Below are 12799 nucleotides of genomic sequence, written 5' to 3'. Positions count from 1 at the left end.
GCGTCGCGGGATTTGCGGCGACCGCCCTGCTTGGGTCGCATTCTGTCGCCGCGGCGTCTCCGCGAATGGTGTCGCTGGTCTTCAACTCGCAGGTTCAGAACCCGCAGCAGGTCGGGTCCGACGAATTCCGCGTGAAGCTGCAGGCGCTGGCCGGCAAACGGCTGATCATCGATGAGCGTGCCGGTAACGCGTTCGGCAGCGAGGCGGCGGTGCTGGCGGCAACGCGGAGCGGAGCGGTCGACATTGCCGTTGTATCCGGCGGCATTGCGAGTGCCGTCGTTCCTGAGCTCGGCGTGTTCGACATCCCGTTCCTGTTCCGTGACACCGCGCATGCCAAGGCGGTGGCGCAAGGACCGGTCGCCGCTGCGATCGGCGCCAAATTCGCCGACAAGGGATTGGTGCTGCTGGCGCTCGGCAAGCAGGGTTTCCGCAACCTCACCAACTCGAAGCGGCCGGTCCGCACCGTCGACGACGTCAAGGGCCTCAAGATCCGCGTGATCCCCAACCCGGTCTACCAGATGACCTTCAAGGCGCTTGGCGCCGACGTGATGCCGATGGATTTTCCCCTGGTCTATGCCGCGCTCAAGGACGGGCGCCTCGATGGCCAGGAAAATCCGGTCGCAACCATCGCGGCCAATCGCTTCGAAGAGGTGCAGAAATATCTGACGCTCACCGGACATTTCTTTGCGCCGATCGCCTTCGTCGCCAATCGCGCAATGTTCGAGCAGCTCGACGCTGCCGACCGTGATGCGCTGATCGCAGCCGCAAAAGCGGCGGCGGAGGTGACCTGGCAGGCCCAGCTCGACGCGCAGAAGCTCGATGAGCTGCGCAAGGGCGGCATGGAGGTGATCGAGACCTTCGACCGCAAGACCTTCGTCGAAGCGGTCAAGCCGCTCGATCCCGACTTCGAGAAGCGCTTCGGCAAGGAGCTGCTTGCCACCATCAGGTCCACTCAGTGAAACAGCCGGGCAGCGCCATGAAACTTTCTTCCTTGATGTCGTGGATCGGTGTCCGCCCGCGGATCTTCGGCGGCTTTGCGCTGATCCTGAGCTTCCTCGTGCTGCTTGGCGGCTTTGCCATGAGCCAGGTGGGGCACATCGGCGGCACGGTGGACGAACTCGTCGCCAGCGCGGCCGGTGATGCCGGGATGTCGCAGGTCCGGGCCGCATTGCTCGGCGCCAATGGCGCGGTGGAGAAGTTCATCCGGACCTGGAGCGTCGGCGACAAGGATGCGGCGGGCAAGGCGATCGACGGCGTCGGCGAGCTCACCGATCAGGTCGAGAAGCAGTCCGGCCAGCTGAAGGTCATCGCTGACGGCGTCGGCTCGGTGCGTAGCGCGCTCGCGGCCTACCGCGCGTCGTTTGCCGCAGCTGCCGACGCTGTGGACCGGCTGCGCGCGGCGACCGGGAAGACCGACGCGTTGGGCGCGGTCGCCGGAATCAATTTTGGCGGCATCCAGGTCGCCCTGGCCAATCGCGCCGGTGCGGAGCCGCTGCTCAATCCGCTGCGCCTCGCAAGCGTCGTGGACGCAGTCCGCATCTCGGTGATGCGCTATACGAGCACCCTGTCGAACGGCGATGCCGACGACGCCAGGCTCACCTTCGTCTATGCAAAGCTTGCTGTGGCCGACACCGAAGCCGAGATGGCCGGTGTCGAGGACGCCAAGCTCAAGGCGCTCGTGGCAGCGCTCAAGGAAGCCCTGACGGCGGATGCGGCGGCGCTTGAAGAGGTGATTAAGGTCGCCGCTGACCTGCGCGCCAAGCAGGCCGAGCTCGCCAAGGCCAGCGCGGCGATCGACGTTCAGGTCGGCCGGATCAATCAGCAGCTCGGCACGACACGCGCCGACCAAGCTACGAAAACCGGCGTGGCAGTCCAGGAGACGGAGCGGACCGTCATCGTGACTTCGGCCGGCGCGGTCGTGCTCGGCGCGGTACTGGCCTGGCTGATCGGCGGTAGCGTCTCGGGCCCGATCCGCGGCATGACCGACCGCATGCAGTCGCTGGCGGCCGGCGAGCTGGAGCAGCCGATTCCCGGCGGCGAGCAGCGCGACGAGATCGGGCGGATGGCCCGCGCGGTCGAGGTGTTCCGCGACAATGCGCTGACCGTCCGCCGCATGGAGCAGGACGCCGCGGCGCAGCGCGAGGCCACCGAAGCCGAGCGTGCCCGCATGATGGCCGATCTGGCCGGGCGCTTCGAGCAGGGCATGCAGGGCGTGATCACCGGGGTCGGCGGGCGTGCCACCGATATGGGGCAGAGCGCCAAGGAGCTCGCACGCGTCGCCGAGCGCGGCCGCGGGCTTGCGGAAGCGGTCGCCAGCCGTGCCGAGCAGGCTTCGGTGAACGTGCAGACCGTGGCATCGGCGACCCAGGAGCTCGCGGCCTCGATCCGCGAAATCTCCGGCCAGGTGCAGCGTTCGGTGACGGTGTCGAACCGCGCCACGCATGAGACCCAGCGCACCTCCGAGCTGATCAACGGGCTGTCGAGCGCAGCCGAGCGGATCGGCACCATCGTGCAGCTGATCCAGGCGATTGCGAGCCAGACCAATCTGCTGGCTCTGAACGCGACGATCGAGGCGGCACGCGCGGGCGACGCCGGACGAGGCTTTGCGATCGTGGCCAGCGAGGTGAAGAACCTGGCGTCGCAGACGGCGCAGGCGACCGAGCAGATCTCGAGCCAGATCGCGACCATCCAGAGCGCCACCGAGGAGACGGTGGGGGCGATCGCGCAGTTCGGCACCACGGTGAAGGAGATTGCCGAGATCTCCAACGCCATCGCTGCTGCGGTCGAGCAGCAGGGTGCCGCGACCAGCGAGATCGCCCGCAACGTCGAGCAGGCGGCCAGCGGCACCGCGGCGGTGACGCAGGAGATCGGTGATGTGCGCGCCGTTGCCGGCCAGACCGATGCCGGCGCCGAAGCCGCGCTGACTGCGGCGGCCGAGTTGCAACAGCAGGCGGCGTCGCTGAAGAGCAATGTCGACGACTTCCTGCAGACGATCCGGACCGCGGCCTGAGCTCCGGATTTCGGAACTACCTGGATTAGCAATTCCGAATCTCGGGACTACCTGGCAACGAGGCCCGCACGTCCATGCGTGCGGGCCTTCGGTCGTTGACTTGCCAATCAGCAATATCCCTTCCGCATGTAGCACCGCGATACCGTTCTTAATACCTTGCCTACCATTCTTCGGTATGTACGTGCGGGTACTGAACGCAGCGGTGGAAAGATGAGGAAGACGATTCGTGAGCTTGGGATCGCCGTACTGACGGCGGTGGCACTGCTTGTGCCGCATCACAGCGCGGCGACGCCGCGGATGATCTCGGTGGCGTCCGGCCCCGAACTATTCCGCGAGAAGCTCGCGGAAGGTCACCGCTTCATTGTCGATGGGCGTTCGGGCAATGCGCTTGGCGGCGAGCCTATCATCCTTGCGGCGACCCGATCAGGGGCTCTGGACGTGGCGGTGCTGACCGGCGGCGTCGTCGGCGCGGTCGTTCCCGAACTGAGCGTGTTCGACATCCCGTTCCTGTTCCGCGACGAGGCGCATGCCAAGGCGGTGATGCAGGGTCCGATCGGCAAACAGATCGCCGCCAAATTCGCCGACAAGGGGCTGGTGCTGCTGGCGCTCGGCAAGCAGGGCTTCCGTAATCTCACCAATTCCAAGCGTCCGATCCGCAGCCCCGAGGATATCAGGGGCCTCAAGATCCGCGTCATTCCCAATGAGACCTATAAGATGGCATTCAAGGCGCTTGGTGCCGAAGTGATTCCGATGGACTTCCCGTTGGTCTATGGCGCCTTGAAGGACGGACGGCTGGACGGCGAGGAGAATCCGCTGACCACGATCTCGACCAGCCGCTTCTTCGAGGTCCAGAAATACCTGACCATGTCCGGTCATTTCTTCGCGCCGGTCGCATTCGTGGCCAATCGCGCGATGTTCGAGCAGCTCGATCCTGCCGATCAGGACGCGTTGATGGCGGCCGCCAAGGCCGGCGCCGAAGCGACGTGGCAGGCGCAGGTCGACGAGGCAAAGCTGCAGGAGCTGCGTGCCGCTGGAATGGAGGTCGTCGACAAGATCGATCGTCAGGCTTTCGTCGATGCGGTGAAGACGCTCGATCCCGAATTCGAAAAGCGGTTCGGCAAAGAGCTGATCGCCGCCATCCGGTCCACTCGCTAAGTCCCAGGTGATTTCCGTGAAACTGTCATCTTCACTCTCGTGGATCGGCGTCCGGCCGCGCATTTTCGGTGGCTTCGCCCTGGTCCTGTCCTTCCTCGTGCTGCTCGGCGGCTTTGCCATGAGTCAGGTCGGGCATATCGGCGGCACGGTGGACGAACTCGTCACCAGCGCAGCTGGAGATGCCGGCATGTCGCAGGTGCGCGCGGCACTGCTCGGCGCCAATGGTGCGGTGGAGAAGTTCATCCGGACCTGGAACATCGGCGACAAGGATCTTGCGACCAATGCAATCGAAACCGTCAGCCGGCTCGCTGATCAGGTTGAGCAGCGCTATGGCAAGCTGCCGGCCATTGCCGAGGGCATCGCGCCCGTCCGTGCTGCATTGGCCAGCTACCGGTCCGCGTTCTCTGCTGCGGCTGAAGCGGTCGACCGGCTGCGCGCTACTACGGCCAAAACCGATGCGCACGGCGCCACCGCCGGGCTCGACGTCGCCGGCATCCAGGTTGCGCTTGCCAATCGAACCGGCACGGAGCGTCTGTTCCAGCCGTTGCGCCTGGCCGCCGCAGTGGACGGGGTCCGAGTCTCGGTGATGCGCTATGGCACGACGCTGACGACCGCCGATGCGGTGGATGCCAAGAATGCCCTGGCCAATGCGCAGGCCGTGGTCGGCTCCACCGAAAGCGAAATCGCTCCGACCGGCGAGGCCAAGTTGAAGATGCTGGTCGTCGCTTTGAAGGAGGCGCTGACGGCTGATGCGTCCGCGCTCGAGGAGGTCATCAAGGTCGCGGGCGACCTGCGTGCCAGGCAAGGCGATCTCGCCAAGGCTAGCGCGACCATCGACGCAGAAGTCGGCCGCATCAACCAGCAGCTCGGCGCGGCGCGCGCAGAGCAGGCGGCGAAAACCGGCGTCGCAGTCCAGGAGACCAAGCAGACCGTCATCGTGACGGCGGCGGGCGCGGTCGTGCTCGGCGCCGTGCTGGCCTGGCTGATCGGTGCCAGCGTCTCGGGCCCGATCCGCAGCATGACGGATCGCATGCAGTCGCTGGCGGCCGGCGAACTGGAGCAGCCGATTCCCGGCGGCGAGCAGCGCGACGAGATCGGGCGGATGGCCCGCGCGGTCGAGGTGTTCCGCGACAATGCACTGACCGTCCGTCGCATGGAGCAGGACGCCGCGGCGCAGCGCGAGGCCACCGAAGCCGAGCGTGCCCGCATGATGGCCGATCTGGCCGGGCGATTCGAGCAGGGCATGCAGGGCGTGATCACCGGGGTCGGCGGGCGAGCCACCGACATGGGGCAGAGCGCCAAGGAGCTGGCGCGCGTTGCCGAACGTGGCCGCGGGCTTGCGGAAGCGGTGGCCAGCCGCGCCGAGCAGGCCTCGGTGAACGTGCAGACCGTGGCCTCGGCGACGCAGGAGCTCGCGGCCTCGATCCGCGAAATCTCCGGCCAGGTGCAGCGTTCGGTGACAGTGTCGAACCGCGCCACGCATGAGACCCAGCGCACCTCCGAGCTGATCAACGGGCTGTCCAGCGCAGCGGAGCGGATCGGCACCATCGTGCAGCTGATCCAGGCGATCGCGAGCCAGACCAACCTGCTGGCGCTGAACGCCACGATCGAGGCGGCGCGCGCCGGCGACGCCGGCAGAGGCTTTGCGATCGTCGCCAGCGAGGTGAAGAACCTGGCGTCGCAGACGGCGCAGGCGACCGAGCAGATCTCCAGCCAGATCGCGACCATCCAGAGCGCCACTGAGGAGACGGTGGGTGCGATCGCGCAGTTCGGCACGACGGTGAAGGAGATCGCCGAGATCTCCAACGCGATCGCCGCCGCGGTCGAGCAGCAGGGCGCCGCGACCAGCGAGATCGCCCGCAACGTCGAGCAGGCCGCCAGCGGCACCGCGGCGGTGACGCAGGAGATCGGCGATGTGCGCGCCGTTGCCGGCCAGACCGATGCCGGCGCCGAAGCGGCGCTGACAGCGGCGGCCGAGTTGCAACAGCAGGCGGCGTCGCTGAAGAGCAATGTCGACGACTTCCTGCAGACGATCCGGACCGCGGCCTGATCCGGCGACTGGCAGGGCCGGCGGAGTTGACGCAGAGGGGCGCGGCTCACAGACTGGGGCAATGACCGAGCACCAGCTGCGCTCTCTCAGCATTGCAATCGACGGCGCGGGCGCCGTGTCCGCGCTGTTGATCGTCCCGCCACAGGCGCGCGCCTGCTTCGTGTTCGCCCACGGGGCTGGCGCCGGCATGACGCACGCGTTCATGAACCATGCGGCTGAAGCTCTCGCTCGACGCGGCATCGCAACACTGCGCTTTCAGTTTCCCTATATGGAGAAAGGCAGCAAGCGGCCCGATCCACCCGCGCTCGCGCAGGCCGCGGTGCGGGCTGCAGTGGCTGAGGCCGCGCGGCTCTGTCCAGGGCTGCCGCTGATCGCCGGCGGCAAATCGTTCGGCGCGCGGATGACCTCGCAGGCGCAAAGCACGGCGCCGCTGCCGGGCGTGGTCGGGCTGGCCTTCCTCGGCTTTCCGCTCCATCCCGCCGGCAAGCCGTCGGTGGCGCGCGCCGAGCATCTCGATGCGATCCGGCTGCCGATGCTGTTCCTGCAGGGCACGCGGGACAAGCTGGCGGAGCTGGAGCTGCTCGAGCCTGTCGTGCAACGGCTGGGACGAATCGCGACGTTGCATCTGATTGCGCAGGCCGATCATGCCTTCCACGTGCCCGCGCGCTCTGGCCGGAATGATCAGGCGGTCATGGACGAGCTGACGAAGGCTTTTGCGTCCTGGGTCGATGCCCTGACCTGACCTGTCAGTACGGTCGAAAACCTTACGAACGTGGCAACTCCATCGGACCGAAGGCTCGTCTTTGCGAAAAATCGAATGAGAACAAAAAAAGAACTTTCGTCTCACCTCAGGTTGAGTCATAGTCGCCTGACGGTCTGAGGAGAGGGGCTTCAATGAAGTCGGCAGTGCTGGCTGCGGTGATGCTTGTCGCCGGTGTGCTCTTGACGTCGGCAGGTTCGGGACGCGCGGACTCCCGCCTGACGGGCATGGCCATCGTGAAGGGAACATGCCAGAAGCTGGTCGTCGCGGGCGAGGATCGTAGCCTCGAGTGCACGGGTCGTTTGCTCAATACCGATTACGACGATCAGCGCACCGGGTTCTATTTCATCTTGCTCAATGGCGGTGTGATCACGTTTTCGAATCGTGGCGATCTGGAGGAGAGGGCCCGGCCGGACAAACGTGTCACGCCGGTCGACCTCGTGATCATCGGTCAATACCCGGACAAGACGATCAATCGGGTAGCGGCCAAGGGCCGTTGCAAATATGGAAACCCATTCAAGGGTCCCTCACTCATCGAATGCTCCGCTGACAGCGAGCTTGGTCGCTTCGAAGCGACGTTCCTGTCGAGTGGCGAGAAGCCGGAGGTAAAGACTTTCTGAGGCGATCAATCGCTGCGCCCGAACGGGAGACAAGCTACCGCACGCTAGCAAGTCCGCGGCGACGCCCGCGGCAGGTGACGTGAAGCTATTCGGCAACAGCATTTTCCAGGGTTGCGATTGAGAGGATTTCTCCGTCTTTTTCACGGTTGATGCTGTGACCAAGGCTCCGGTCTTTAGGACCGCTACCGCGAGAAAATTTGCCGCGACATCCGGCGTGAAATATTGCAACAAGTCCGGGTCACCGTCGGGCCGGTTCCGCGGCTGGCCGGATCTTGGAGAGCTTGATGTTCCGGTACGTAAACCTGGTCCTGGCGGCCTTGTTGTCCCTCGCGTCGATCAGCGCTGCCCAGGCCGACGATGCCAAGCTGCGGATCGGTGTCCTCAGGCTGTCATCGTCCGCACCGGTCTTCATCGCGCAGGACAAGGGCTATTTCCGCGAGGCCGGGCTCGACATCGAGCTGAAGTTCTTCGACGCGGCGCAACCGATCGCGGTGGCGACCGCGACGGGAGACGTCGATGTCGGCGTCACCGCGTTCACGGCCGGCCTGTATAATCTCGCCGGCAAGGGAGCCTTGAAGATCATCGCAGGCATGAGCCGCGACCGGCCCGGCTTTCCCTTGATCGGCTATTTCGCCAGCAACAAGGCCTATGAGGCGGGTCTCAAGACGCCGAAGGACATCGCCGGCAAGCGCGTAGCGATGACGCAGGTGGGTTCGAGCTTTCACTACTCGGTGGGCCTGCTCGCCGACAAATACGGCTTCAAGCTTTCCGACGTGAAGATCGTCCCGCTGCAGTCGATGTCCAACATGTCGGCGGCAATCAAGGGTGAGGCCGTCGATGCCGCGCTGATGCCGGTCTCCGTCGCGCGCAAGCTGATGGAGGAGGGCTCCGTCAAGCACCTCGGCTGGGTCGGCGACGAGACGCCGTGGCAGGTGACCGGCGTCTTCGCGGGGCCGAAGACGCTGGCCAACACCGCTGTCGTGACCAGGTTGCTGGCGTCTCTTCAACGCGCCGAGCGCGAGTATCACGACGTCGTGCTCGCCTCGGTGAAGGACGGCAATGCCGCCATTGATGAGAAGACGAAGCCGTTGCTCGAGATCATCGGCAAGTACACCAACCTGCCCGTCGAGCAGGTGGTCGGCAACTGCGCCTATATCGATCCCGACGGCAAGCTCGACGTGAAGAACATCGACAGCCAGATCAAATGGCTGCAGGCGCAGGGCTTTGCGGACCCGGGCTATGACGCCGCCGCAATCATCGCAAAGGACTATGTGAAGCCGGACTGATCGGGAAACGGCAGGCCGGAGCTGCAGCGGAATCGTCTGACATGGACCTGATCGCCGAGAACATCAGTCATCGCTTCGACACGCTCGATGTGCTCGACGACGTCTCTTTCACGGTCGGTGCCGGCGAAGTCGTCGCCATCGTCGGCCCGTCCGGGTGCGGCAAGAGCACGCTGCTGTCGATCCTCGGCGGGCTGCTGCAACCGACGACTGGGCAAGCACTGCTGCGCGGGGCACCTCCGTCCGGCAGCCTCAATCCGCTGACCTTCGTGTTCCAGGACTTCGCGTTGTTGCCCTGGGCGAGCGTCGAGGACAATGTCGCATTTCCGCTGCTTCATACATCCTTGTCCGCCCCGCAGCGGACCGCTGCCGTCGATGACGCGTTGCGCCGGACGCGCCTGACCGATTTTCGCAGTGTCTTTCCCAAGCAATTGTCCGGCGGCATGCGCCAGCGCGTCGGCATCGCACGTGCCCTCGCGGTGCGCCCTGCAATCCTGCTGATGGATGAGCCGCTGTCGGCACTGGATTCGCAGACCCGCGAGCTCCTGATGGAGGACTTCGTCGACCTGCTTGCCGACGGCAGCATGGGCGCGGTCTACGTCACGCATAACCTAGAGGAGGCTGTGCGCCTCGCCGACCGCATCGTCGTGCTGTCGCGCCGCCCCGGCCGCATCCGGAAGCTCGTCAGCGTCCCCGCGGCGCGGCGCGATCGCGGCAATGTCGATATCCGCGCGCAACTGTTGGATCTGCAGAACGAACTGTGGGCGCTGATCCGGACCGAGGCGATCGATGCCGAGCGCGAGGTTCAGCATGCTTGATCGTGTGCCCGATGAACCGCCACACGCAGTTGGCGGCGCCGACACGAAGCCGGTGCGTTTTCGTGGCGGCGGCTTCACGCCAGCGGCGAGCCGCTGGGCGGGCGTGCTCGCACTGGCCGCGGCGCTCGGATTTTGGCAATTGATCGGCAGCCTCGGGCTGGTGAATCCGCTGTTCCTGCCGACGCCGCTCGGCATCTCGCGCGCGCTCTATCGGCTCGCCGAGAGCGGCGCGTTGTGGCAGCACGTCTCGGCCTCGCTGCTGCGCATCCTCTCCGGATGGGCGCTCGGCACCGCCTCGGGCATCGTCGCAGGCTTCGCGATCGGACTGTGGCGCATCGCGCGCAGCATCGGCATCACCTTCGTCTCGGCGCTGTTTCCGATTCCGAAGATCGCGGTGCTGCCGCTGCTGATCCTGTGGCTCGGCATCGGCGAGCAGCCGAAGATCGCGACGATCGCGCTCGGCGTGTTCTTCTCGACGACGATCTCGGTCTATAGCGGCGTCGATGCGGTGCCGCGCAACCTGATCCGGATGGCGCAGAGTTTCGACGTGCCGTTCCCGCTCATCGTGCGCCGCGTGATCTGGCCCGGCGCGCTGCCGTCGATCCTCGCCGGCTTTCGCATCACCGCCTCGGTGGCGCTGATGCTGGTGGTCTCGGCCGAGATGATCGGCGCCGAGACCGGCATTGGCACCTTCGTGCTGCAGGCCGGAAACCTGATGCAGACGGATCAGCTGATGGCCGGGATCCTGGTGCTGTCGCTGTTCGGCCTCGCCGTTGGCCGGCTGATCAGCATGCTCGAAGCGCGCCTGCTGCACTGGCGCTGAGCATCAGGCGTTGCCGCGATCCTCGCGGAACAGATCGAGCTTCTGCTGCACCGGCCGGTCCGAGAACGAGAACAGCACCGCATCCCCGTCCGCCTCGTGGCTGACCCATTGCCAGCTGGGGACGACAAACACGTCGCGCGGGCCCCATTCGAAGATCTGATCGCCGATGCGGCTGCGCCCCTTGCCCTCGATCGCGGTGAACACCGTCGCGTCGGTGGAACGATAACGCGCGGTCTTGAAGTCTTTCGGCAGGAGCTGGATGAAGGTGCCGATCGTCGGCATCGCGAAATCGCCGGTCTCCGGGTTGGAGAATTTCAGCTTCAACCCGTGGCACGCATCCCATTCCTCGCGTCGCCTGGCGCTCTCCAGCGCCTCGCGCGTGTAAGAATAGGGATAGTTGAAGATCGGCGATGTCCTGGATTTGCTGGTGGCGTCGACCGGCAGCAGGTTGTGACCGTAGCGCGCGAAGCTGTCGCCCGCAGGACGCGCGACCTTCTGCTGGTCCTCCTGCGCGCCTTGGGCAAATGACGCGTCGAGGAACTGCACCAGCGGGATGTCGAGGCCGTCGAGCCAGAACATCGGCTCCGAGGTTTCATTGCCGTGATCGTGCCATGTCATCGACGGCGTGATGACGAAGTCGCCCGGCTGCATCATCGTGCGCTCGCCGTCGACGGTCGTGAAGGCGCCCTTGCCTTCGAGCACGAAGCGCAACGCCGATTGACTATGGCGATGCGCCGGCGCGATGTCGCCGGGGATCACCATCTGGACGCCGGCATAGAGCGAGGTCGTAATCTTCGATTGCCCGCGCAGGCCGGGGTTTTCCAGGATCAGCACCCGGCGCTCGGCTTCCTTGGCCGTGATCAACCGCCCCGCCTCGACCATGTAGTCGCGAATGGCGGCAAACTGCCAGAGGTGCGGACGGCATGCGCTCTTGGGTTCCGGCGTGATGAGATCGCTCATCACGGTCCACAGCGCCGTCATGTTCTCGCCGTCGATCTTGTTGTAGAACGCCTCGCGTTCCGGAGTCGAAACTGCGGCCATGCGCGCCTCCCGTGTCAGATATCGTTCTTGATTGACAGTATACTGTCAATTCCGCTACCGTCAATTGCAGCAAGAGCTGTGATATCGGGAGGAGTGCCATGATGAAGCTGCACGGCTATTTCCGCAGCAGCGCGTCCTATCGCGTCAGGATCGCGCTGAACCTCAAGGGCCTCACCGCCGAGCACCTGCCGCATCACCTCCGCAAGGGCGAACAGCGCTCGCCCGTCTATCTCGCGCTCAATCCGCAGGGCTTGGTTCCGACGCTGGAGGACGACAGCGGCACCGCGCTGATCCAGTCGCTCGCCATCATCGAATGGCTCGACGAAACCCACCCCGAGCCGCCGCTGCTGCCGAAGGATCCCTTGCGCCGTGCCCAGGTCCGCGCCTTCGCACAGGTGCTGGCCTGCGACACCCACCCGGTTCAGAACCTGAAGGTGCTGGCGCGGTTGCGCGAACTCGGCCTGCCCGAGGACAAGGTCACGGCCTGGGCAGGCTGGGCCAACCGCGAAGGTCTCGCGGCCTGCGAGGCGCTGGTCAAGCATGAGCCGGGCCCGTTTTGCTTTGGCGCGACGCCGACGTTGGCAGATCTCTGCCTGGTGCCGCAGCTCGGCAATGCGCGCCGCTTCGGCGTCGACGTCGGGGCGTTCCCGCGACTGCTGCAGGCGGAAGCCGCAGCGAAAGCGTTGCCGGCCTTCGCGCAAGCCGCTCCGGAGCGCCAGCCCGATGCCGAGTAAGCCGCCTGCTATCACGATGGACGCGGTCTACACCAAGCCCGGCTATCTGTTCCGGCGCATGCAGCAGATCGCGGTCTCGATCTTCGTCGAGGAATGCCGCGAGTTCGACCTCACGCCCGTGCAATATGCCGCGCTGGTCGCGATCCAGACCCATCCCGGCATCGATGCGACCAGGCTGTCGGCCGTCATTGCGTTCGATCGCTCCACGCTCGGCAGCGTGATCGAGCGGCTCGAGGCCAAGGGCTATGTCGAACGCGCGCCGTCGGACGAAGACAAGCGCGTCAAGCTGCTGCATTTGACCAAGGCGGGGGCGGCGCTGCTGCGAAACATCATGCCCTCCGTCGACCGGGCGCAGGCGAGAATGCTGGCGCCGCTCAAGCCGGCTGACCGGAAGATGCTGATGACCTTGCTGTCGCAGCTCGTCGATCTCAACAACGAGGTCTCGCGCGTGCCGCTCCGCGCGGAGGATGCGCTCGAGCATCTCGGCAAGACCGGCTGATCGCAG

12 protein-coding genes are annotated in these 12799 nt (G+C 65.7%); 11 read left to right on the top strand and 1 reads right to left on the bottom strand.

Annotation, left to right across the window (positions count from 1 at the left end; genetic code table 11):
- The first annotated feature begins 65 nt into the window (after positions 1-65).
- The 9 genes from S58_RS34145 to S58_RS34105 all read left to right on the top strand — a co-directional run bounded on the left by S58_RS34145 (position 66) and on the right by S58_RS34105 (position 10519).
- Positions 66-959 carry a TRAP transporter substrate-binding protein gene (locus S58_RS34145; RefSeq protein WP_015670005.1) on the top strand — a complete coding sequence of 298 codons (894 nt, stop codon included), beginning with the start codon at positions 66-68 and terminating at the stop codon, positions 957-959.
- A gap of 35 nt (positions 960-994) precedes the next feature.
- Complete coding sequence (locus S58_RS34140; RefSeq protein WP_083938748.1) at positions 995-3010, top strand: methyl-accepting chemotaxis protein; 2016 nt, start codon at positions 995-997, stop codon at positions 3008-3010.
- A gap of 210 nt (positions 3011-3220) precedes the next feature.
- Complete coding sequence (locus tag S58_RS34135; protein WP_015670003.1) at positions 3221-4165, top strand: TRAP transporter substrate-binding protein; 945 nt, start codon at positions 3221-3223, stop codon at positions 4163-4165.
- 16 nt (positions 4166-4181) lie between these two features.
- Positions 4182-6215 carry a methyl-accepting chemotaxis protein gene (locus S58_RS34130; RefSeq protein ID WP_015670002.1) on the top strand — a complete coding sequence of 678 codons (2034 nt, stop codon included), beginning with the start codon at positions 4182-4184 and terminating at the stop codon, positions 6213-6215.
- 61 nt (positions 6216-6276) lie between these two features.
- Positions 6277-6957, top strand: coding sequence for an alpha/beta hydrolase family protein (locus S58_RS34125; RefSeq protein WP_015670001.1), 681 nt, complete (start codon positions 6277-6279; stop codon positions 6955-6957).
- 152 nt (positions 6958-7109) lie between these two features.
- Entirely contained in the window at positions 7110-7595 is a 486-nt protein-coding gene (locus tag S58_RS35910) for a hypothetical protein (protein ID WP_015670000.1), read from the top strand.
- A gap of 284 nt (positions 7596-7879) precedes the next feature.
- Positions 7880-8881, top strand: coding sequence for an ABC transporter substrate-binding protein (locus S58_RS34115; protein WP_015669999.1), 1002 nt, complete (start codon positions 7880-7882; stop codon positions 8879-8881).
- Between the two features lie 41 nt (positions 8882-8922).
- Positions 8923-9696, top strand: coding sequence for an ABC transporter ATP-binding protein (locus S58_RS34110; RefSeq protein WP_015669998.1), 774 nt, complete (start codon positions 8923-8925; stop codon positions 9694-9696).
- Complete coding sequence (locus S58_RS34105) at positions 9689-10519, top strand: ABC transporter permease (RefSeq protein WP_244440681.1); 831 nt, start codon at positions 9689-9691, stop codon at positions 10517-10519. The genes S58_RS34110 and S58_RS34105 overlap by 8 nt, the downstream gene beginning before the upstream one ends.
- Before the next feature lie 3 nt (positions 10520-10522).
- Here the strand turns inward: S58_RS34105 and gtdA are convergent, their stop codons facing one another.
- Positions 10523-11560: a gentisate 1,2-dioxygenase gene (gene gtdA, locus S58_RS34100; protein WP_015669996.1), complete on the bottom strand. Its 1038-nt coding sequence runs from the start codon at positions 11558-11560 to the stop codon at positions 10523-10525.
- Positions 11561-11661: 101 nt separating this feature from the next.
- On the opposite strand from gtdA, the gene maiA reads away from it, so the two are divergent.
- Positions 11662-12294 carry a maleylacetoacetate isomerase gene (gene maiA / locus S58_RS34095; RefSeq protein ID WP_042341084.1) on the top strand — a complete coding sequence of 211 codons (633 nt, stop codon included), beginning with the start codon at positions 11662-11664 and terminating at the stop codon, positions 12292-12294.
- Positions 12284-12793: a MarR family winged helix-turn-helix transcriptional regulator gene (locus S58_RS34090; RefSeq protein ID WP_042340413.1), complete on the top strand. Its 510-nt coding sequence runs from the start codon at positions 12284-12286 to the stop codon at positions 12791-12793. The genes maiA and S58_RS34090 overlap by 11 nt, the downstream gene beginning before the upstream one ends.
- The last annotated feature ends 6 nt before the right edge of the window (positions 12794-12799 follow it).

It is taken from the genome of Bradyrhizobium oligotrophicum S58 (assembly GCF_000344805.1).
GTDB classification, from domain to species: Bacteria; Pseudomonadota; Alphaproteobacteria; order Rhizobiales; family Xanthobacteraceae; genus Bradyrhizobium; species Bradyrhizobium oligotrophicum.
Note: the sequence above shows the minus strand (reverse complement) of the source record. Positions and strands in the feature narration are given on the sequence as shown.